At 68.3% G+C, this 21,685-nt stretch carries 14 protein-coding genes; 8 read left to right on the forward strand and 6 right to left on the reverse strand.

The window, feature by feature from the left end; genetic code table 11:
* The first annotated feature begins 118 nt into the window (after positions 1–118).
* Positions 119–769 (forward strand): hypothetical protein, encoded by a 651-nt coding sequence (locus POL67_RS26995; RefSeq protein WP_271922111.1) that lies wholly within the window; start codon positions 119–121, stop codon positions 767–769.
* Between the two features lie 3 nt (positions 770–772).
* Here POL67_RS26995 and POL67_RS27000 read toward each other — a convergent pair whose 3' ends face one another.
* Positions 773–1,894, reverse strand: a complete 1,122-nt coding sequence (locus tag POL67_RS27000) for a penicillin-binding transpeptidase domain-containing protein (RefSeq protein WP_271922112.1) — start codon at positions 1,892–1,894, stop codon at positions 773–775.
* Positions 1,895–1,994: 100 nt separating this feature from the next.
* Between POL67_RS27000 and ribA the strand changes: the two genes are divergently transcribed.
* Positions 1,995–2,771, forward strand: coding sequence for a GTP cyclohydrolase II (ribA, locus tag POL67_RS27005; protein WP_271922113.1), 777 nt, complete (start codon positions 1,995–1,997; stop codon positions 2,769–2,771).
* 120 nt (positions 2,772–2,891) lie between these two features.
* Here the strand turns inward: ribA and POL67_RS27010 are convergent, their stop codons facing one another.
* Positions 2,892–4,325: a cytochrome B6 gene (locus POL67_RS27010; protein WP_271922114.1), complete on the reverse strand. Its 1,434-nt coding sequence runs from the start codon at positions 4,323–4,325 to the stop codon at positions 2,892–2,894.
* A gap of 320 nt (positions 4,326–4,645) precedes the next feature.
* On the opposite strand from POL67_RS27010, the gene POL67_RS27015 reads away from it, so the two are divergent.
* Together POL67_RS27015 and POL67_RS27020 are read left to right on the forward strand one after the other, a co-directional pair.
* Positions 4,646–4,984: a hypothetical protein gene (locus POL67_RS27015; RefSeq protein ID WP_271922115.1), complete on the forward strand. Its 339-nt coding sequence runs from the start codon at positions 4,646–4,648 to the stop codon at positions 4,982–4,984.
* A gap of 63 nt (positions 4,985–5,047) precedes the next feature.
* Positions 5,048–6,667 carry a hypothetical protein gene (locus tag POL67_RS27020; RefSeq protein WP_271922116.1) on the forward strand — a complete coding sequence of 540 codons (1,620 nt, stop codon included), beginning with the start codon at positions 5,048–5,050 and terminating at the stop codon, positions 6,665–6,667.
* 81 nt (positions 6,668–6,748) lie between these two features.
* Here the strand turns inward: POL67_RS27020 and POL67_RS27025 are convergent, their stop codons facing one another.
* Complete coding sequence (locus POL67_RS27025; RefSeq protein ID WP_271922117.1) at positions 6,749–8,410, reverse strand: WD40 repeat domain-containing protein; 1,662 nt, start codon at positions 8,408–8,410, stop codon at positions 6,749–6,751.
* A 317-nt stretch (positions 8,411–8,727) separates the two neighbouring features.
* On the opposite strand from POL67_RS27025, the gene POL67_RS27030 reads away from it, so the two are divergent.
* Together POL67_RS27030 and POL67_RS27035 are read left to right on the forward strand one after the other, a co-directional pair.
* Positions 8,728–13,371: an nSTAND1 domain-containing NTPase gene (locus POL67_RS27030; protein WP_271922118.1), complete on the forward strand. Its 4,644-nt coding sequence runs from the start codon at positions 8,728–8,730 to the stop codon at positions 13,369–13,371.
* Between the two features lie 576 nt (positions 13,372–13,947).
* Entirely contained in the window at positions 13,948–15,027 is a 1,080-nt protein-coding gene (locus POL67_RS27035) for a polysaccharide deacetylase family protein (RefSeq protein ID WP_271922119.1), read from the forward strand.
* Positions 15,028–15,043: 16 nt separating this feature from the next.
* Here POL67_RS27035 and POL67_RS27040 read toward each other — a convergent pair whose 3' ends face one another.
* Positions 15,044–16,096, reverse strand: a complete 1,053-nt coding sequence (locus tag POL67_RS27040) for a hypothetical protein (protein ID WP_271922120.1) — start codon at positions 16,094–16,096, stop codon at positions 15,044–15,046.
* Between the two features lie 272 nt (positions 16,097–16,368).
* Here POL67_RS27040 and POL67_RS27045 point away from each other — a divergent pair, with 272 nt between their 5' ends.
* Entirely contained in the window at positions 16,369–19,581 is a 3,213-nt protein-coding gene (locus POL67_RS27045) for a TonB-dependent receptor domain-containing protein (protein WP_271922121.1), read from the forward strand.
* A 103-nt stretch (positions 19,582–19,684) separates the two neighbouring features.
* Complete coding sequence (locus POL67_RS27050; protein WP_271922122.1) at positions 19,685–20,461, forward strand: hypothetical protein; 777 nt, start codon at positions 19,685–19,687, stop codon at positions 20,459–20,461.
* Positions 20,462–20,493: 32 nt separating this feature from the next.
* Here the strand turns inward: POL67_RS27050 and POL67_RS27055 are convergent, their stop codons facing one another.
* Together POL67_RS27055 and POL67_RS27060 are read right to left on the reverse strand one after the other, a co-directional pair.
* Positions 20,494–20,961, reverse strand: coding sequence for a hypothetical protein (locus POL67_RS27055; protein WP_271922123.1), 468 nt, complete (start codon positions 20,959–20,961; stop codon positions 20,494–20,496).
* A gap of 169 nt (positions 20,962–21,130) precedes the next feature.
* Positions 21,131–21,619 (reverse strand): RNA polymerase sigma factor, encoded by a 489-nt coding sequence (locus POL67_RS27060; protein WP_271922124.1) that lies wholly within the window; start codon positions 21,617–21,619, stop codon positions 21,131–21,133.
* Positions 21,620–21,685 lie beyond the last annotated feature (66 nt).

Consider the following 21,685-nt stretch of genomic DNA (forward strand, 5'->3'; position numbering starts at 1 on the left):
CTTCACCGTGACGAACGCTGTGGAGGGTCCACCGGTCGTCCGCGCGATGGAAATTGCGGTCCGTCTTCGTTTGGCTCGCGCCGCGGCCGCGCCGAACGAGGGCGGGATGGGGGGCGCCATGTCGAAACGAACACGTTCATCCCGATCGAACCTCTCCCCGAAGACGAGGCGCGCCGCGCTCTCGTTCGTGCCTCTCCTCCTCGGAGGCATGTTGCTCGCCGGCCAGGGCTGCTTCGCGGGCGCCGATGCGACCGACGGCGGGCTGACGTCGGCCCCGAGTTACCTCGTCGCGCAGCCCTCGCGGGAGGAATGGCGCGACTTGGTGGATGCTGCGAAGTCGATCTCCCTGCCTTCGGCGAGCGCCATCAGCGATATCCCGGATTCCGGGATCCAGAGCGCGGCCCAGGATCTCTACGAGGCGCTTTCGGACTTCCAGGGCTCCGCCTCCGCCGATTACGAGACGCTCCGCGACGCCGCGGAGCGCGTGAACGCGGCGGGGTCGGGCCTCTACCAGGCCATCCAGGACGTCGTGAGCGGCGGCGACAGGGAACCGGGGCGGGGGCGCATCGCCCGCCCGCCGCCCGACGTCGATCCCACCGAGGCGATCACGCTCGCGCTCGCCGCCTCCGAGCGGGAATACCGCCGGTGCCTGCGACACACCCTCACGGGCTACACGCTCTGCCTCGCCACGGCCACGACGATCGGGCTGAAGGCGCAGTGCAATGCGAACTTCCTCGCCCTCACGATCGCCTGCACCGCGGTCGCCTGAAGCTCAGCGCGCGCGTCGCTCGTCGCGGCTGCCCGCGAAGTAGGCTTCGAGCAGCTCGCGGCCGACGATGTTCGCCTTCGTGCGCCATGTGATGTCGTTCGCCAGCATGACGGCCACGGCGATCTCGGGCTTGTCCGCGGGCGCAAAGGAGGCGAACCACGAGAACATGCGCGCCGGCTTCTTGCCGATGAGCGTGCCGGTCTTCGCGGCCACGGCCACGCCGGGGAGCGCGCGCGTCCCGTCCGCGTGGCGGAACGCTTTGACGCACGTGCCACGCTTCGTGGTGACCTGGAGCATGCGGTTCAGCGTGCGCGCGACGCGCGGATCGAGGGCGCGGCGCTCGACCACGCGGGCGACGGGCACGCCGGGATCCTTGAGCACGAGCCGCACGCGCTCGCCGCCGTTGGCGATGGTCTGCATCGCGAAGAGCGCGCCGAGCGGCGAGAGCTTTCCGTTCCAGAACCCCGCGGCGGCGCGGGCCATGCCGAAGGGATCGGCCGGGATCTCGACGCGCCCGGCGTGGGCGGGGACGTCGATCGGCACGTCGCCGGAGAAACCGAGCGCGCCTGCCATGCGCCGCAGATCGTCCGGGTCGAGGTGCCGCTTCGCCATCCGCGCGAACACCATGTTGATGCTCTTGCCGAGGGCCTCGCCGAACGGCGCGCACGCGCTGCCGCCGCGCCGGTCGAGATCGGCCGCCGTGATGTCGTGCTCGCCGCCCGACCAGCACGCCTCCGTGCCTTCGTTCGCGTGACCGCCGTCGAGCAGCGCCGCGGCCGTGACGATCTTGAACAGGCTCGCGCTCGGTGCGTAGGGCTCGGCCACGAAGTCGCGGTTGCCGCGGCTCGCCCAGACGAGGATCCGCCCGGTGCGCACGTCCGAGGCGACGATCGCGGCCTCGGGGGCGCCCGAGCGCGCGAGCAGCCGCTCGGCCTCGCGTTGCAGGCGAGGATCGAGCGTCAGGCGCACGGGTTTGGCCTGGCCGCCCACGGCGCCGTAGGCGGCCTCGGACGTGACACGGATGCGGTGGAGGCCGAGCGACGCGGCCTCTGCGTCGGGCGAGCCGACGAGGAGGACGGACGCGAGCGCGGCCGGGGCGAGGAGGGCGCGGATCGAAGACACCACGGGGGGCTATCGATCGAGTGGCGCCCGTAGGCCAAGATTTTTGGCATCGGCGCTCGGGCCTGCTAGTCGCAAGGCGGGTGGCGGGAGGAGAGGAAGGTCGATGACGAACGCCGGTCGCGGGGGCTTGCTCGATCTCGTGGAGCGGGACCGGGTCCACGAATGCGACGGCTACGGCCCTGCGGGGCTCTGCGTGCGGGTGGTCGGCGTCGCGGATCTGCCAACGCGGGTCGGCCGCTTCCAGATCGTCGCCTTCTGGAACAACCGCGACGCGAAGGAACACGTGGCCATGGTGCACGGCGACGTGATGGGCGCCGAGGAGGTGCCCACGCGCCTGCACTCGGAGTGCCTGACGGGCGACGTGATGGGCTCGCTCCGCTGCGATTGCCGGGATCAGCTCCTCGAAGGCCTGCGGCTCATCCAGTCGATGGAGCGCGGCATCTTGCTGTACATGCGCCAGGAAGGCCGCGGGATCGGGCTCATCAACAAGATCCGGGCCTACGGGCTCCAGGATCAGGGCCTCGACACGGTGGAGGCGAACCTCGCGCTCGGCTTCCGCGACGACGAGCGCGACTACGCCGTGGCGGCGCACATGCTCCAGAGCCTCGTGGTGAAGTCGGTCCGGCTCATCACGAACAACCCGAACAAGATAAGCCAGCTCGAGCAGTACGGCGTGAAGGTGGCGGGCCGGATCCCGCACGTGATCCCGCCGAACGACTACAACAAGTTTTACCTCGCAACGAAGGCGAAGCGCAGCGGCCACTACATCGACATGGAGGGCAAGCCGCACCTCGCCGAGCAGAGTGATCCGGTGATGGTCGACGGGATGGAAGGCCCGGCCGAGGAGGACCCGGCCGAGACGGACGCGCGGAAAACCTAGCAGGCCGTTGAGAAACGCCGCGAGCGCCCTGGAGCTAGGGAGGAGGACGCAGGAATACGAGAGTATTCCGAGGACGACGACCGACGATCCTGGGCGCGCAGCAAGTTTATCAACGGCCTGCTAGAGCGCCCGCATGAACGCGACGAGATCGCTCTTCTCTTGATCGGAGAGCTTGAGCTCGAGCACGAGGTTGAAGAACTCGACCGTGTCCTCGAGCGTGAGCAGCCGTCCGTCGTGCAAATAGGGCGGCGAGTCCTTGATGCCGCGCAGCGGGAACGTCTTGATGGCCCCGTCGGCGATGGCGAGCCGGCCGTTGATCATCGTGGGCGGGAAGAACCGCTCCGTCCGCAGATCGTGCATGAAGTTGTCCGAGTAAATGGGCGCCGGGTGGCAACTCGCGCATTGCCCCTTGCCAAAAAAGACCTCCTGCCCGCGCATCTCCTCGGGTGTGGCGAGCTTCGGATCGAGCTTCCGGTCGAGGACCCGGAGCTTCGGCGCGGGCGGGAAGTCGAGCAGCTCCTGGAACTCGGCCATGGCGTGCACCTCGCTGCCGCGATCGAGGAAGTGCACGCCCTTTTTCTGGGCAATGACGGGGTCACCGTCGAAATAAGCAGCGCGTTGCTCGAATTCCGTGAAATCCTCGATGCTGCGGAGCGCGCGTTGCGAGCCGAAGAGGCGCTGCTGATTCACGCCGCGCAGGGAGGGCGTGTCGATGCGCCGCCGGTGCGATTGCGGGCGGATGTCGCCGACGAGGTGGAACGCGGCGTTGGAATGGCCGTTCGTGTGGCATTCGAAGCACGAGACGCCGAGGGAGGGTTTTGCCGAGCGGCGATCGCTGGTCTGGTTGAACTGCTGCTGCGGGAACTGCGAGACCAGCAGCCGGAGGCCGTCGAGCTGCTTCGGGTTCAGGATGCCGTCGAAGAGCTCGAAGAAGTTCTGCGTGGTGACGAGCTGTCCGCGCGAGACGTCGCCGAGCTCCGGCCGGGTCGTGAGGAAGATGGGCGGCGGGAATTCGGGGATGAAATGTTCGGGCAGGTCGAACTCCAGGTCGAACCGCTCGAGATCACGGCCCTCCTGCTTCTTGATCTCCGTGATGTGGGTCTTTGGAAAGACCATCCCGCCCTCGCCTTGTTTGGCGTGGGGCAGGGGGAAAAAGCCCGCGGGCCAGAGTTTTTTGTCCTTGATCTCGGCGGGCGTCATGCCCGCGAGGGCGCCCCAGGTGACACCGGCGGGGAGTTTTACGCGGATGCCGGTCTGGATCGGCTTTCCGCGGGACATGGTGACGCCTTTCGCGCTCCGGTTGGCGAGGTCGTACCGTTCGGCGAGCAGATCCGCCTGGCGGCGCATGACGGCCGGCTTCTCGGCCGAGAGCCGTTTCATGATCTGCGCGAAGGGCTCCTCGATATCGACCGGGGCGTAGCTCGTTTTTCTATCGCCCGGGGCGAGCAAGCCGAGCCGCGGATCGAGGGTGAGGGACGCATCAGGCGAAGCCGCGCGCGCCGCGGCCCCGGACTGCGGGCCGGCCTGCGGCTCGGCGATGGCTTGTCCAGGCATGCCCGCCGAGCAAGCCGCGCCAGCGGCGACAATGAGCCCCAAGACAAGGGAAGGATGAGACAACCGCATCGAATCCTCCTGCTGAGTTCGACTGATCGCATTGGATGCCGCATGCCGGGGGAGGTGGCATCGGAAAAAGCGGAAAGATGGGGGAAGGGGGAGGAGGCGCGGGATCTCCCCGCGATGTCGGCGAGGGCATAACCGCAGGACGCGAACGACGACCGAGACGTAGTCTTCCTGGGGCCCCGCTGCGGTATCCGCGGGTGATTGCGTGGCCGAGCCGCCCCCTGCGGCCATACTGCGACGGAGAGAGGTACCCGATGCGCATCTCCGCCGCGCAGATGGCCGACTTCGATAGACAAACCCTCCACGACTATGCGGTCCCCATGGTCGAGCACCTGCGGGAGCAGCTCCCGAAGAAAGCGGCGCGGTTCACCGACGTCGAGCTCGAGGCGCTCGTCCTCTCCGGCGCCGAGCGGGCGCGCGGCTATGGCCTCGTCCTCGGGGCGGAGGTCGCGCAGTTCCTCTACCTGATGCTGGTCCTCGGCCCCGACTTCGACGAAGCCCCGCGGTTTGCCGCGATCCGGCGGGCGCTCGCGCGCTCCGACATCGACAATGGGACCAAGCTCAACCACGTCTTCACGCTCCTCTTGACGTGACTGCCCGACGATACCGCCCGCCGCGGCGACGGAGGACCGATGCCCGGGTCACAGAATGAAACCATGGCAGCGCTCGACGGGATGGATCCGGAGCGCCGCCCGCTCCTCCCGCCCGTGGACGCTCGCCCTCGGCAGGACCAAGAGGACGCGTCATCGAGTGACGCCGAGTCCTCCTGCTGCGGCTGCTTCGTGGGTGTGTGGAGAGTCTTCTTCGGCAGGGACACCACGCCGCGGAGCGAGCCCTTGAATGCCGAGCCCACCGAGTACAGCGCCATTGCCGAGGATGTGGCGACGGCCGCGGAGAGCAGCCCACGGGCCCGTTCTCCGCTCGCCGCCGCGACCCCCTGCCTTTCGACGGAGCCGGCGAACGACGGAGTGCAGGCGATCGAGGGGCCGCCGCCACCGCCGGACAACGGGGAGGGGAGCAGCAGCTCGGCACCAAGGGCCGAACTCACCCCGGAGCAGAAGGAAGCTTTCCGACGCCAGGTCGAGGACCACGCAGCGCAGCGGAAGGCCAACGGTCAAGACCGAATGGGCAGGAGCCTGTACATCCTCCTCAGCGATCTCATGAGCGGCGACTCTCGGCTCGTAGGCCTGTACGCGTCATACTTCAATTATCCCATCCTGTACCTCCAGAGCAGAGAGAACGCCTCGAAGCGCGATTTCACGCACGAGTACCTCCAGGATCTGGGCGTGACCGTGTTCAAGTACGAGGTGGACGAAGCCCAGAAAGTCTATAGCGAGAGCGACTTACGAAATTATCCGGGGTTCGGGATCAAGGCGGTCGGCGTCACGGAGAAGGTGGCAGACATCCTCGGGGACAGAAACAAAAACCCCTCCGTCTCCCGGGACGCATTCCTCGGGCACGTGAAATCCAAGCTCCATCGCGAGGACACGCCGGCCGGCCTCGACGGGCTCCTGGAGGAGCGACGCCCTGTCCTCGTCCTCTGGACCAAGGGCAAGGTGACGAACCTCTACACCGGCAAGCCGGAGCATCTGCTCGGGAACACCGGTTCCCAGCAGATCCTGCGACTGGCGCGGGAGAATGGGTTCGCCACGGCGATTGCGGGCGATCTCAAGCTCAAGCGGGATCACCAGGACCTCGTGGACTACGACCTGCGCTTCATCGAGGACGGGAAGCTCAAGGGCCTCTCCCTCAAAGATCAATACGCGGTCTTGCATCGGATCAGCACGACCACGACGCTCGTCCACCTCGGCATGCGGAGTGGGCAGATCGAGCCGCTGCCGCTCTTGTGCATGCACACCATTTACCTGGAGGAGATCAACAACGGTCAAGCCGCGCGCATGCAGAAGCTCGCCAACGTCACCGATCTCTATGAGCGCCGTCAGTTCGCGATCCCGCCGACGGTCAAGGGGCGCTTCAACCAATCGTTCACGTTCTTCTGGGAAAAGCGAAAAGATCGCAACGCGCGCGAGGCGGAGACCCCGGAAGGGGCAAAGGCCGTGAAGGCCATGCACGACGCCGTGATGCAGACGCGCCTGGACGCCGGAGGACGGATGCACGACGTGGGCCGGGGCAATGCAGCGCAGGTCTTCGAGGACTTCAAGAAGAGCCCTGCGGCATCGGAGATGATCAAGGCGTTTCCGCGGGGTTTCCTCCCGGAGGATGTCGAGAAAATCGACCATCTGCTCAAGGAAGTGAAGCTCAAGCTCGCGCGCTGAGGCGGTGGGGAACCTTCACGCCATCGAGGCGGCCCTCCCGAGCGTCGACCCCCCGTAGCCGCACCCCCGAAGATCGACCCCTCACGGCTCGTAAACCAGGACGCTCTGGCGCTGCGCGATCACGACGGCGCGATCGTCGCTGGAGAGCTCGACCGTGTCGAGATGTACGCCCGGCGGCAGCGTCCACGTCTTTCGAGGCGCGCTCGTCGCCTTGTCGACGACCAGCAGGCGGAACACGCGGGGGTTGTCCTTTTCACGGAGGGTGAGGACGTCGACCGCGCGCCCCTCGCGCATCACCTCCAGCGCGTGCGGGACTGCGAGGCCGGCGGCCCCTGCAGGCAGCGTCCAGTATCCGTACGCATCGCTGGTCGCGCGGAGCGCGCGGAGCGTCTTCGACACACCCCGACGCTCGTCGCGTTCCGGTGGCATCCGGAGCCCCGGACACCTGCCGCCGATCTTCGTCTCGCACAACGTGCGGCCCGACGCGACGTCGAGCACGGTCCACGCCCCGTAGGCGCCGAGGCGCACCACATCGTCCGAGAGCGCGGCGAGCACGGCCTTCCGTGTGGGCGGCGGCGCCGAGATGCGCGCCGAGAGGGCGCCGGCGGCGTCATACACGGCGATGTCGGTGTCGTGCAGCGCGAAGATACGGCTCGGACCTATCGCGAGCGCCCACACGTTCTCGTTTGGCCCGGTCGCCCCCCACACCCGCTCGCCGCTCGGGACGCGCAGTCCTTGTTGCGCGACGCCCTGGACGACGACGGAGCCCTCATCACGCGCGAAGGCGAGCGCGCGCGCGCCGTAGACGACAGGGAAGGGCGCCCCGGCGCGCCCCTCCGCGAGATCCACCACGACCCCCTTTTCATGACCGACGATCCCGAGCCAGCGCCCCGAAGGCGAGGCCGTCGCCGCGACCGACGCGAGGTCGGGCGGCAGGGGCACGCGTCCACGGCTCCGCCCTTCGCGGTCGATCGTCGTCAGCGTCTCCCTCTCGACGAGCAGGAAGCCGCCGCCCGGCCGAGCGGCGAGCAAAGCGTGCTCCTCGCAATCGAGCCCGGTGACGAGGACGCCGCGCGCGTCGAAGAGCTCGCAGCGCGCGCCCCGACGGAGGGCAACGAGGCCGTCGTCGGTGACGGCGACCGCGCCGACTTCACTACGGACCCCGAGCGTCCGCGCGCCGTCGGGGCCGGCGACCACGAGGCTCGTCCTCCCGTCGCCCGTGCAAGCGATGCGCGCGCCGCTCGGCGAGGCCGCTGCTGGCGTCGCGCAGGACGTCTCCGTGATGCGCTTCGCTTGTTGGACGTCACCGGCCCAGATCCCCTGCGGCGCGCCGACGAGCAGCCGGCCCGCTGCGTCGACAGCGAGCACCGCAGGGGCGTACGGGAAGGGCGTGGGTCGGATGAAACCGTCGTCGCGCACCTCGACGAGCGCCTCGTGATCGTCGTCGAACGCGAGCGCGCGTCCTTCCGGCGTCACCGCGACGCTCGTGGCGTTGACGCCGTACTTCAGCGAGCCGAGACGTCGGCGTGCGCCGGACGGCAAGGTGTCCGGATCGACAAAACCGTCGTCCCCGCGCTCGTCGGCGTGACGGATCCCGGTTGCCGTCGTGCTGACATCCGCGGACGGCGCGCGCGCTGCGGCCACGTCGGGCTGCGTGTTCGTGCTGCGCGAAGGCGCGCTACGTGACGGCGCCCCGCCGCACGCGACCACCAGGGAGAGGACGCCCGCATACCCGCTTCGCATCGAGGCGCATTCTACGCGGGCATGAGGGCGACCGAGAAAAACAAATCCGCCTTTTCGGCGCTCGTCTCTCCAGCCGGCTCTGCGCCGGACGCGGAAGCGGAAGCGGACGCGGACGCGGACGCGGACGCGGAGGCCCGCGGGCCCAGATCTGCGCGAGGGTTGCCCTTTGACAGAGGAGCGCTGTCGGAAGAACATCCGCCGCGCATCCCTCCCCACGTCCACTCCTGTACAGGCGCTCCGTCATGGCCCCCTCCGACGATTCATCCTCCGCCGCTCGAGCAGGCGTCTCCACACCTCATGAGCCCGCGGATGTGCTGATGGACACGCTCGTCGCGCCTTCGAGCACCATGCCTGCCTTCGCTCCACGCGATGGGGCGATGCCCGCGGGAGCCTCCGGCGCCCATCTCCCCTTGCAGCCCGGCACGGTCCTCAAACATTACGAGCTCATTCGCAAGCTCGGCGCGGGCGGGATGGGGATGGTCTTTCTGGCCCGTGACGTTCGCCTCGGCCGGCTCGTCGCCATCAAGTTCCTGCTCGAGCATACGGGGCAAGCGGCAACACGCTTCCTCGCCGAGGCGCGCGCGACAGCGCAATGCAAGCACGAGAATATCGTCGTCATCTACGATGTCGACGACGCGCAAGGGTCTCCGTACATGGTCCTCGAGTATATCGAGGGGCGCACGCTGCGCGAGGCCATGACGGAGAGGGCGCATGACACCACGGCCGTGGTCGTGGAGCGGATGCTCCCCGTCGCGCGCGCCCTCGCCTGCGCGCACGCCATGGGCATCGTCCACCGGGATCTGAAGCCCGAAAATATCCTGCTGGCCGACGGCGGCCCGGTGAAGGTGGTCGATTTCGGCATCGCCAAGCATGTCGCCCTCGACCTCATGCAAGCATTGCCCGCCACGCTCGCCTCGAAGGCTCACATGCTCGATCTGACGCAGGATGGCGCGCTCGTGGGCACGATGCCGTACATGTCGCCGGAGCAATGGCTCGGCGAGCCGCTCGACGGGCGCAGCGATGTCTGGGCCGCGGGGCTCATCCTGTTCGAGCTCGCGACCGGCGCGCATCCGCTCGCGCCGCTCGACCTGCCAGATCTCGTGGGGGTCTCGAATCTCGATACGCCCATGCCGAGCGCCCGGGACAAGCTCGGCGCGGGCCATGCGCTCGCGGAGGTGATCGATCGGTGCTTGAAGAAGCGCAAGGACGAGCGAATCGGCTCGGCCAAGGAGCTCGTGGGGCTGCTCGAGCGGCTCGGCGCAGAGACGATGAAGCCCGCGGCGCTCGCCGAGGACGAGAGCCCCTTCGCGGGCCTCTCCGCATTTCAAGAATCGGACGCCGCGCGGTTCTTCGGGCGGGACGACGATATCGCCGCGGTGCTCGGCAAGCTCCGCCATCAGCAGCTCGTCGCCATCGCGGGCGCTTCGGGCGCGGGGAAATCCTCGTTCGTGCGAGCGGGCGTCATCCCGGCGCTCCGGCGCGCGGGCCGCGAGCTGGAGGCGTTCGTCCTTCGCCCGGGGCGGCGTCCTCTCGCCGCGCTCGCCGACGTGCTCGCGTTTTTCGTGGATAGCTCGGGCAACGCGGCGGAAGGCGGGGCCAATCCGGCGGCGATCGCCGAGCTCTTGCGGGCCCAGCCGGGAGCGCTCGGCGAGAGGCTGCGCGCGCGATGCAGAAAGCGCGGCGGCGAGCACCGCATTCTGCTCGTCGTGGATCAGCTCGAGGAGCTGTATACGCTGGGGAGCGAGGCGTCGGAGCGGGCCGCGTTTTGCGCGTGCCTCGAGGGCGTGGCCGACGACGCGTCGTCGCCGCTGCGGGTGATCGTGACCATCCGCGCGGATTTTCTCGATCGCGTGTCGGAGGACCGGCGGTTTCTCTCGGCGATCACCCGGGGGCTCATGTTCTTGCCGCCCATGACGGCCGAGGGGATGCGGAGCGCGCTCCAAAGGCCGCTCGCGGCGGCGCGTTATCGGTTCGAGGACGAGGGGCTCTGCGACGAGATGCTCGGCGATCTCGGGGGGATGAAGAGCCCGCTGCCGCTCTTGCAGTTCACGGCGACGAAGTTATGGGAGGCGCGCGACCGCGAAGAGCGGCTCTTGACGCGGAAGGCGTACCGCGCGCTCGGCGGCGCCTCGGGCGCGCTCTCGACGCACGCGGACGCGGTGCTCGCGGGGATGAGCGTGTCCGAGCAGCGGCTCGCGCGGTCGATCTTCTTGCGCCTGGTGACGCCGGAGCGGACGCGCGCGGTGGTGCGCTTGGAGGAGCTCTGCGCGCTCTCGGAGGAGACGTCCCTGGCCGAGCAGGTGGTGCACCATCTGGCGGACGCCCGGCTGCTCTCGATCGAGGCGGGCGGCGAGCGGGAGGGGACGACCGTCGAGCTGACGCATGAATCGCTCATCGAGCGGTGGGCGAAGCTCGAGCAATGGCTCGACGAGAACGGGAAGGACGCGGAGTTCCTGGTCGAGCTGCGAAGCGCGGCTTCGCAATGGGAGAAGAACGGCAAGGCGGAGGGGTTTTTGTGGCGCGACGAGGCGGCCAACAAGGCGGAGCAATGGCTCGCGCGGAAGAAGGCCGAAGGCGACGCGGAGGGGACGCTCGGGCTCGGGAAGCGGGATCGGGGGTATCTCGAAGCTGTCGTTCGGCTCGCATCGCTGTCGCGGCGGCGCCGCCGCCAGGTGACCGGCGGGGTCATTGCGTTTCTCGCGTTCTTTGCATTCGTGGTCTCGCTCCTCGGCGTGCAGGCCAGGAGCCAGGCGAGGCGGGCCGATGAAAAGGCCGCGGAGGCCCAGAAGAGCGCCGAGGCGGCCCAGAGGAGCGCGATCGAGGCGGACAAGCGGACCGCCGAGGCGCGCAATGCCAGCCGTATGGCGAGCGCCCGCGAGCATCAGTCCGACCCGACCCTGGTCCTCGCCCTCCTCCGCGAGATGGAGCCTGCGGGCGAGCTTCCGCCGCGGTGGCGCGAGCTGGCCCTCTGGGCCAAGCATCAGGGCATCGCGAGCGTGGTTCTCGACCACCAGGATGTCGTCTATTCGGCGGCGTTTAGCCCCGACGGCAGGCGCATCGTCACCGTTTCCGGGGACAAGACCGCCTGGGTCTGGAACGCCGATGGCACGGGCAAGCCCCTGCGGCTCGACGGGCACCAGGATGTCGTCTATTCAGCGGCATTTAGCCCCGACGGCACGCGCATCGTCACGGCTTCTTTGGACAAGACCGCCCGGGTCTGGAACGCCGATGGCACGGGCAAGCCCCTGCGGCTCGACGGGCACCAGGAGCGCGTCTATTCGGCGGCGTTTAGCCCCGACGGCACGCGCATCGTCACCGCTTCCGGGGACAAGACCGCCCGGGTCTGGAACGCCGATGGCACGGGCGAGCCCCTGCGGCTCGAAGGGCACCAGGCGAGCGTCCATGCGGCGGCGTTTGGCCCCGACGGCACGCGCATCGTCACCGCTTCCTGGGACAAGACCGCCCGGGTCTGGAACGCCGATGGCACGGGCGAGCCCCTGCGGCTCGAGGGGCACCAGGATCGCGTCTATTCGGCGGTGTTCAGCCCCGACGGCACGCGCATCGTCACCGCTTCCTGGGACAAGACCGCCCGGGTGTGGAACGCCGACGGCACGGGCGAGCCCCTGCGGCTCGAGGGGCACGAGGCGCGCGTCTATTCGGCGGCGTGGAGCTCCGACGGCACGCGCATCGTCACCGCTTCCGGGGACAAGACCGCCCGGGTCTGGAACGCCGATGGCACGGGCAAGCCCTTGCGGCTCGAGGGGCACCAGGAGCGCATCTATTCGGCGGCGTTTGGCCCCGACGGCACGCGCATCGTCACCGCTTCCGGGGACAAGACCGCCCGGGTCTGGAACGCCGATGATACGAGCAAGCCCCTGCGGCTCGAGGGGCACCAGGATGCCGTCTCTTCGGCGGCGTTTGGCCCCGACGGCACGCGCATCGTCACCGCTTCCTTGGACAAGACCGCCTGGGTGTGGAACGCCGATGGCACGGGCAAGCCCCTGCGGCTCGAGGGGCACCAGGATCGCGTCGCTTCGGCGGCGTGGAGCCCCGACGGCACGCGCATCGTCACCGCTTCCTGGGACAAGACCGCCCGGGTGTGGAACGCCGATGGCACGGGCAAGCCCCTGCGGCTCGAGGGGCACCAGGATCGCGTCGCTTCGGCGGCGTTTAGCCCCGACGGTAGGCGCATCGTCACCGCTTCCTGGGACAAGACCGCCCGGGTGTGGAACGCCGATGGCACGGGCGAGCCCCTGCGGCTCGAGGGGCACCAGGATCGCCTCTATTCGGCGGCATTTAGCCCCGACGGCACGCGCATCGTCACCGCTTCGGCAGACAAGACCGCCCGGGTGTGGAACGCCGATGGCACGGGCGAGCCCCTGCGGCTCGAGGGGCACCAGGATGGCGTCTCTTCGGCGGCGTTTGGCCCCGACGGCACACGCATCGTCACCGCTTCCTGGGACAAGACCGCCTGGGTCTGGAACGCCGATGGCACGGGCAAGCCCCTGCGGCTCGAGGGACACGGCGCACCCGTTGGCACCGGAGCAAGGGGAGGGGGGGCGTTTAGCCCAGATGGCGCCCAGATCGTCACCTACTCGGATGACAAGACCGTGCGCGTGTGGAACGCGGATGGCACGGGCGAGCCGGCGATCCTCCGCATCCCCGAGCTCGAGGCCTATTCGGCGGCGTGGAGCCCGGACGGCACGCGCATCGTCACCGCCTCGCATAGCGGGATCGACCCAGCCACCGGCAAGATGAAGTCCTGGGCCACCGTATGGCCCCGCCTCCAGCGCTTCACCAGCCTGGAGGACCCGGCGCTCTGGACGGCCACCCGTTACTGCCCGCCCATCGAGCTACGAAAGGAGCTGCTCGGCGTATCCGAGGACGTCGCCGCCGCAGAGCTCGCGACCTGCCAGCGCCGCGTCGCCGAGGCGAACGACCGCCGCGCGGCGCACCCTTGAACCCTCGACGCCGAGCGCTCAAGGCGTGGGGTGGGGCACGTCAAGAGGCGCGCACGCGGGGGTAGCACCCCGATGGAATCGAGTCGAATCGGAGGTCCCTCGACCTCCGGCAAGAGGCCCTCGACCTCCGGCAGGAGGCCCTCGACCTCCGGCAGGAGGTCGGTCATCCCCGCCAGGAGGTCGTCGGCCTCTGCCCGGAAATCACCCACCTCCGCCCCGAGGTCGCCCACCTCCGCCTGTGGATGCTCCACCTCCCGAAGGAGGTCGCCCCTCTCCCTCCGAAGGGTGCCCCCTCTCCACCGGGAGTTCGTTCCTCTCCGACAGGACATCCCCCGCCTCCGCCACGACGTCGCCCACCGACGGCAGGCGCGCATCGCTCTCCGATAGGACGTCCCCCGCCTCCGCCAGAAGCTCAAAAACCCCCGCCTGCAGGTCGCCGCTCCCCCGCCTGTCGCGCCTCATCACCTTATTTGTTGCGAGAGGAAGAGCCGGCGGCACGAGTCCAGGCCCGCGTAGGGCACGGGTGCGCGTCGCGGGCTCGGCCTGCACGGGTATGGCCGGTGCTTACGAAGAGGCATGCGCATTCGTCGCCTCGTCGGCACCCTCGCCATCCCCCTCGTGGGTACGTGCATTGCCGGATGCGGCGACGCTCCTCGGGAAAACGACGACGTCACCCAGGGCGCGCAAGCTGCGACCGTGGCGCGGCCTCCGCAATTCGTGATCCTCGCCTTCGACGGATCGAAAAACCTCTCGTTCTGGCGCGAGTCGCGCGCCTTCGCCGCCGCGAACGTCCTGAAGTTCACGTACTTCATCAGCGGCGTGTATTTCATCCCGAACGCGGCCAGGCGAGGGTACGATCCTCCGCGGCACGCCCCGGGTACGTCGGCGATCGGGTGGGGAGGGACGATCGACGAGATCGCGGAGCGCTTCGAGGAGGTGAAGAAGGCCGCGGCGGAGGGCCACGAGATCGCCTCGCACGCCAACGGCCACTTCGACGGGAGCTCGTGGAGCGAGGCCGATTGGGAGAGCGAGTTCGAGCAATTCGACGAGATCCTCTTCGAGGGCGTCGGGTTGACGGCGCCCGATCTCGGCTTCGGCGCGCGCGACGTCGTGGGCTTCCGCGCGCCGCTGCTCGCCCACAGCCCCGGCCTCTTCAAGACGCTGGCGAAGAGGGGCTACACGTACGACACGAGCAGGACGGGCGCCGCGAACGACTGGCCCAAGAAGATCGCGGGCATCTGGAATTTCCCGCTGGCGGAGCTCCGCATCGCCGGCTCCGGCAAAGCAACGTTGTCGATGGACTACAACTTCTACGTCGCCGATTCGGGCGCCAGGCCGAACCCCGCCGGCAAAGAGACGTACAAAAAGCAGATGCTCGACACCTACCTGGCCTACTTCGAATCGAACTACTTCGGCAACCGCGCCCCCGTCCACATCGGCCACCACTTCTCGAAGTGGAACGGCGGCGCCTACGGGGAGGCCATGCAGGCGTTCGCGCAGGCCGTGTGTGGCCTGCCCGAGGTGACGTGCGGCACGTACAAGGACCTCGTGAAGTTCGTCGCGGAGCACGAGGACGAGCGGAGCGATCTCCAGGCCGGCAACTTCGCCCGCATGCCCCGTTCATTGGAGCTCACCAGGACGGCCGGCGTGCCGTGACCACGCGCGCTCGTGCTCACGGAACGAGCGCCGCGAGGAACATCGTGTACTCGTGCCGTCCCGGTCTCGTCGTCATCGCTCCCATACCGAAGTCGAGCGTGCCCTTGAAGGCGCCGACCGTGATCACCCGGCCGCGGCTGTCGAGAGCGAGCGCATGACCAACAGCCGCCTCGTCGATGGCGCGAACCACGCGCGTGGGGTGCGCGGCTCCATTCGAATCGAACGTCTGGAAGTACGCCGCAGGGTCGAAGCCGAGCGTGTTGCCTTTGTCCGTGATCACCTCGTGTGAGCCATGGACGAGGATCTCGCCGCTCCGCGCGACGACAACGTCCCTCGCATGTTGATCGATGTCACGGGTGCCCGGTGTGCCCGCGAGCGAGAAGAAGCGTGCTCCGCCATTTGCGTCGAGCGAGGCGACGAAGGCGTCGGAGAGGATCGCCGAGCCGGTGAGGGTCGCGTCTCCGAGCGCGATCTGGCCGGCGACACCGCCGAGGAGACCGGCGACGACGACGCCGCCGTCGGGCCCCATGGCGAGGTCGTGGATCCGATGGGAATGTCGGATCGAGGCGAAGGCACGCGCCCAGAGCGCGCGGCCTTTCGAATCGAGCTTCGCGACCCATCCGTTCGACGACGAACGCGCGTCCCCCGCGACGACGCCGTCGCCCAGATCGAGCGGGCTCTCGACGGAGCCGCCGATCGCGATGCTTCCCGTGGCGTCGACCGCGATCGACGCGTCGATCGGTTTGGCAGCGGTGAAGGTACGCGCGCCCGCGACTGCGCCGTCTGCGTCGAACCACGCGAGGAATCCGGCCTCGCGTGGCACTTCGAGGTGGAACCTACCGAGATCACACGTGCCCCCGGACCAACCGATCACAGCGATGCGATCGTCTGCGCCGACCGCAACAGCCCAAGGCCACAAATTCGTGCCATAGGCATGCGACCAGCCGACGGGCTTCGCCGGCGGCGGAGGCGGCGGCACGTCCGTCCGCGCGACGGGGGGCGACGGTGAAGCTGCCGAGCCCGTGCACCCGGCGAGGAGCAGCGCGAAGGCAAACAGGGGTGAGCGCACGGCCGGGAATATCCTCCGAACGCGCGGGCAAGGCAATACACTTGCGCCCGTTCGGACGGAGGACGGGGAGTCTGTTTCACGCTCGCGACAGCGGAGCGTTGCTGTCACGACGGCGTGTCAGTGTCACGCGCGCGTGACACCCTCCGTGCAGGTGTCCTGTCTCGATGCCCAGGTTTCCGCGGCGCGAATCGGTGGTACGAGGGTTGCTCACGTGCAGGCCATCGTCTTGAAGGCAGGGGCTTCTACCCATCCGCATTGGAAATCGAATCGTCATGCGCTTGCTCTATGGACCCCGATGTTTTTCCCTGGCGGCTACCTTTTGCCTCGGTCTCTTGGCCGCCTCCTCCGCCTCCGCCGCCGGAGACTCGGTCCTCACCGGGACCGTCCGCGACGCGGAAACACGAGAGCCCCTCGCCGACGTCGTCATCATCGTGACCTCCCCCGCGATACAGGGTGAGCTGGTCGCCGTGACCGACGCATTCGGCACCTATCGCGTTTCTGGGCTCTCGCCGGGCGAATACACGATCCGGATCGAGCGCGATGGGCACAGGCCCTCCTCGCGCGGCGGGATCACGCTCCAGACGGGCACCACGTCCCGCGCCAACGTGCTGCTCACGGAGCTCTCGCCGGACGAGCTGGGCCCGGACATCGCGTTACCCGAGCCGCCTCCGTCGGTCGACATCCGGTCGACGACGACAGGCTTGATCATCGAGTCGGATGTCTCGCATCGCCTCCCGGTGGCGCCGCCCGGCGGTCGAGCCTCGGCCCTGCGATCGTTCGAGAGCCTTGGGGCGCTCGTGCCCGGCGCCCAGCCGACGAGCCTCGGGTTTTCCATCCACGGCTCGTCGGCGCCCGAGAACCGATTCGAGATCGACGGCGTCTCCGTGGGCAGCGCTTCGGACGGCATCAACGACACGCCGCTCTCGCTCGCGTTCGTCCGGAAGGTCCACATCGCCACCGGCGGATACCTGCCCGAGTTCGGCCGGACCACCGGCGGCGTCTTCGACGTCGTCACGAAATCGGGTGGCAACGCGTTTCACGGGTCGATCTTCGGCAGCGTCGCGCCGGGCGCGTTCGAGGGAGAACGAAAGCCCGTACGCGCGGAGGGCACGGTGGTCGCCGTCGATCAGAAGCTCGGCGCGATGCGCGATTTCGGGTTCGAGCTCGGCGGACCCATCAAGGAGGATCGCCTGTGGTTCTACGCGGGATTGAACGTGGCCTTCGAGGACCTCGACATCGCGCGTTCGCTCCACCGTCTGCGGTACGAGACGAACCCCGACGGATCCGTGAAGCTCGACGCGAGCGGCCATCCCATCGGCCTCCGCGATGAATACGGGGTTCAGCGCACCGAGCCCATCGAGGGCGGGATACGTCGCTACGTCGCGTCGAAAGAGACGCTGCAATACATCGGCAAGCTCACATGGTACATCCCCCCGCGGCAAGACAGCTCGTCGCATACGTTGACGCTCTCGGTGTTCGGTTCGCCCACGTGGTCCGGGGGGGACGGGCGGATCTCCCTCGATGGGGTCACGGGCACGACCAACACGAGCACGCTGGAGGGGCACTACGCGGCCTTCGGGCGGCGGGAAGAGCAGAGGAACCACACGGCCTCCCTCACGCTCTCGTCGGCGTTCCTGCACAAGAGGCTCCTCCTCGACGCGACGATCGCCTATCATCACGCCTCCTCGAGCCGCCTGCCGGTCGACGGGGCGGCGATCGGCAGCGGGAAGGGGCTCGACGCCGTCCCCGGGATCGCCTGGACGCGTGGGGCACCGCATACCCTCGCCGATTTCGAGGATCTTCCGGCAGGGAGTGGCTGCGAGCCGAAGGGGTCGACGAACGTCATCCATTGCCCCGTGCGCGCCTACCTGACGGGTGGACCTGGGAACGTGAACGAATCCATCACGAACCGCTTCCAGGGAAAAGCCGTCGTCACGTACCTGCTCCAGGCGCTGGGGTTCCACGTCATCAAGGCGGGGCTCGACGTCGAGGTGTCGAACAGCCTGTTCGCCCAGGCGAACACGGGGAACGTGTGGTTTTCGGAGACGCGGGATGGTTCGGCGTGGCAAGTCTTTCGCATCGGCAACCTGACGGGCCCGGACGACGTCTACGTTCCGAAATGGCAGTCCCCGACGACGCACTCCACCCTCGTCGGCGGGTTTGTCCAGGATAGCTTCCACATCCTCGATCGGGTCTTGGTGAACGCCGGCTTGCGGTACGACGCGCAGATGATGTCGAGCAGCGAGGGGATGGGCATGGTGCTCCCGAACCAGTGGTCTCCACGCGTCGGCGTCATCTACGACGTTACCCGTCGGGACCGATCGAAGCTCTTCGTGAACTACGCGCGTCATTACGAGAACGTGCCCCTCGGCCTGGCCGACGCCTTGTTCGTCCGGCGGCCCCTCGCCGTGTCCGAAGTGTCGAGCTCCGTGTGCGACCCGAGCGACCCCGCGAAGGTCGCGGCCTGCCTGGACCCGAAGAACAACCTCACGATCGGGCAGCCCTACGCACCGAACCGGCAATGGGGTTCTTATCACGGCAATCGCGCGCCGGTGGATCCGGAGATCGAGGCGCAATCGATGGACGAGATCGCGGCAGGCGGCGAGTACGAGGTCTTCGACGACGCGCGCGTGGGCGTCAACTACGTGCACCGTTCGATCCACCGCGCCATCGAGACCATGAGCCGGGACGAAGGCACGTCGATCTTCGTGGGCAACCCCGGCCATGGCGCGGCCTCCGACGTCCCCGAAGCACGGCGCGACTACGATGCGGTGACTGTGTTCTTCCAGAAATCGTTCGCCTGGGGGTGGTTCGCGCTCGCCAGCTACACGGCGTCGTATCTCCGCGGGAACTACCCCGGGCTCGCCTCGGGGCCCTATCCATCGCCCCATACGCTCTCCGACTTCGACCTCCTGTCGCTCCAGCCGAACCGTGACGGCCCGCTCCCGGGGGATCGGCGCCATTCGGTCAAGGTCTTCGGCGCCAAGGAGTTCGTCCTCGCGAAGAAGGTCCACATCAACCTAGGAATGGGCTACACGGGCACGTCGGGCGCCCCGCTCGACGTCCTCGGCGCTCACCCCACCTACGGCAGAGGTGCCGTCTTCCTCCTGCCCCGCGGCGCGGGGGGCAATTTGCCCTGGGTCCATAGCGTCGATTCGACCCTCGCCGTCGGCTACAAGGTGGGCAAGGACAGCACGCTCTCCGTGAGCGTGGACGTGTTTAACCTGTTCAACTTCCAGGCCGAGACCAGCCGCAATCAATCGTTCACGTACGCGATCGTCCGGCCCATCGACGGCGGCACGGCGGCGGACCTGCCGAACAAGGGAGAGGCGGCCTGCGCCACCGGCGCGGGTTGTCGCTACAAGCTCGTGAATTTCGAGGACGGCTCGCCCTTCGATCCCGCCGACCGAAACCCCAGCTACGGCAGCCCCACGTCGTACCAGAGCCCGAGGACGATCCGCATGGGCATGCGGTTGACCTTCTGATGGCGGAACGAGGAGACGAGCCATGAATCGCCACGGACGAAATCGTGCTCCCGGGACCGGATCCAAGGGAGAGGCGGGACCGAATGGTATCGTCCGTCCCGACATGGACCTTCGCACCTCGCTTGCGCTCCTCGCGCTGCTTCCAGCCTGTGGCGGCGAACCTCAGCCGCCGGCCGGCGCGCCCGAGGTGACGACGGTGGCGCCTGCGTCTCCGGTGCCCGCCGCGAGCGTCACGGCCGCGTCTGCGGGGGCGCCCCCGTCTGCGGCGGCGCCCCCGCCCGTCGCCGCGGGGCCGAAGCTCGCATGCCCGCCGGCGCTGCCGGTGCTGACGACCGAGCGCACCGTGTGGGGCCCGCTCGTTCGCCGTGGCGCGTGCTGGACGCTGCTCAATCACACGAAGGGGGCGCCTGACTACGACGACACGCTGCTCGTCATGCCGTCGAACGTGCGCAAGGTGGGCAAGGCCGACGTAGCCCAGCTCAAATACACGCTCGGCCGCAACAGCAGCGCTCACGAGGCCCCGGCCGACGTGCTCCCCAGGCAGGTCGCCGTCACGGACCAGGGCGTGTGGTTTCTCCCCGCCGACGCCGACGACGCCGCCATCACCGCCGCGCTCCGCAAACCCCCCACGTACGCGGCGAAGCCGAAGACGTTCGAGCCGACCCAGGAGAACGGCTACACGTTCGTGCGCGAGGCCAAAACATCGCGTGGCCCGATCGTGTGCACCGGCCACGCGATCCCGCCGGCGCAGGGCACGTGCGGGGACAAGTGCAATGCAAGGGTCTGCTTCTCGGCGTCGGTTGGCGTGGTGATCGTCGAAGGCACGGCGGCGCCGGCGTCGGGTGCGTATGCGCAGAATGAGTTTCGGATCGTGCCGTAGGGCCGTGGGGCGCCGCAAGACACCAGGGCCGACTATTCGACCTTCTCCACCACGAACCGCGTGACGCCCGCCGACCCGCGCTCCTGCACTTCCCGTCCGGTCACCTTCGCGGTCGTGCGGCCGCCCAGATCGAACTTCTGGGGATCGAAATAGACCGCTCGCGAGCCCGAAGGGTCCGTCAGCTCCACCTCGTCGAGCTCGACGGAGCCGAGCTGCTTGGCGTTGAGGGCCTTGTTCACCTCGTCGATCGCCTTCACGCTTCCGGTCACGATGCAGATGTTGTCGTTGTGGAAGGTCTCCTTCACCGTGCACGGCTTCGTCGACGGGCGCACGAGCCATATCACGCCCCCCGCGATGGCGAGCATCATCGCGAGGATCGCGTACTGAACCGGCTTCGGGAGCGGCTTCACGGCGGGCGGCGTACCTTCGGGCGGGGGCGTCGGCATCGGCCAGGTCTGGATCAGAATCACCTGATGCACCAGTCCAAATTGCGCGCTCACCGCGTCGACGGTCTTGAGGTGGGCATGGCTCCGTGGAAGGAAGATGCTTGGGCTTCGAGTCGGGTGACGGGAGCGGAAGCGGGAGTGGGAGCGGGAGCGGAAGCGGAAGCGGAAGCGGAAGCGGGAGCGGGAGCGGAAGCGGGAGCGGGAGCGGAAGCGGAAGCGGTCCTTACGCGGGTGAGAGCATCTCCAAACGCTTCCGCGCGAGATGCAGGCGACTGTAGACGGTCTTTACCTTGATTCCGAGCGTCGCCGCAATCTCCGGGACCGACCATCCCTCCAGATACGGAATCACCGCGACCCGGATGCACGGCCTCATCTTCTCCAGAAACCGCTTGAGCCGGAACATCCCATACATCGCATGCAGAACCGTCTCCGCGGACGCCCCGTCGTCCTCCCGCTCGGGAAGATCGTCGGCGAACCCAGCGAGAACCTCACGCTCGCAACGCGCGAGCTTGCGGTGATTGCGCGCATGGTTGAGCCCGATGATCACCAGCCACGGGCGCGCCTGCTCAGGCGTGACCAGGCAGGACAGGCGACGCCATACCGTGACGAAGACCTCTTGCAGAACATCCTCCACGTCGCGGGGAGGAACGGACTGACCAAGAAGAAGGCGACGCAAGAACGCGCGGTGTTCCAGGTAAAGACGGCCGAGCAAGGCGTGCGACGCCGAGAAGTTTGCCGGCGGAAGATGGAGCGGTATCGTTGCCATACTCATGACTCC

Source organism: Polyangium mundeleinium (assembly GCF_028369105.1).
Classification (GTDB): domain Bacteria; phylum Myxococcota_A; class Polyangia; order Polyangiales; family Polyangiaceae; genus Polyangium; species Polyangium mundeleinium.

Coding starts and splice junctions, on each gene's coding strand:
- POL67_RS26995 (WP_271922111.1), top strand. CDS start 119: ATGTCGAAACGAACACGTTCATCCCGATCGAACCTCTCCCCGAAGACG.
- ribA (WP_271922113.1), top strand. CDS start 1,995: ATGACGAACGCCGGTCGCGGGGGCTTGCTCGATCTCGTGGAGCGGGAC.
- POL67_RS27010 (WP_271922114.1), bottom strand. CDS start 4,325: ATGCCTGGACAAGCCATCGCCGAGCCGCAGGCCGGCCCGCAGTCCGGG.
- POL67_RS27015 (WP_271922115.1), top strand. CDS start 4,646: ATGCGCATCTCCGCCGCGCAGATGGCCGACTTCGATAGACAAACCCTC.
- POL67_RS27020 (WP_271922116.1), top strand. CDS start 5,048: ATGGCAGCGCTCGACGGGATGGATCCGGAGCGCCGCCCGCTCCTCCCG.
- POL67_RS27025 (WP_271922117.1), bottom strand. CDS start 8,410: ATGCGAAGCGGGTATGCGGGCGTCCTCTCCCTGGTGGTCGCGTGCGGC.
- POL67_RS27030 (WP_271922118.1), top strand. CDS start 8,728: ATGGACACGCTCGTCGCGCCTTCGAGCACCATGCCTGCCTTCGCTCCA.
- POL67_RS27035 (WP_271922119.1), top strand. CDS start 13,948: ATGCGCATTCGTCGCCTCGTCGGCACCCTCGCCATCCCCCTCGTGGGT.
- POL67_RS27045 (WP_271922121.1), top strand. CDS start 16,369: ATGCGCTTGCTCTATGGACCCCGATGTTTTTCCCTGGCGGCTACCTTT.
- POL67_RS27050 (WP_271922122.1), top strand. CDS start 19,685: ATGGACCTTCGCACCTCGCTTGCGCTCCTCGCGCTGCTTCCAGCCTGT.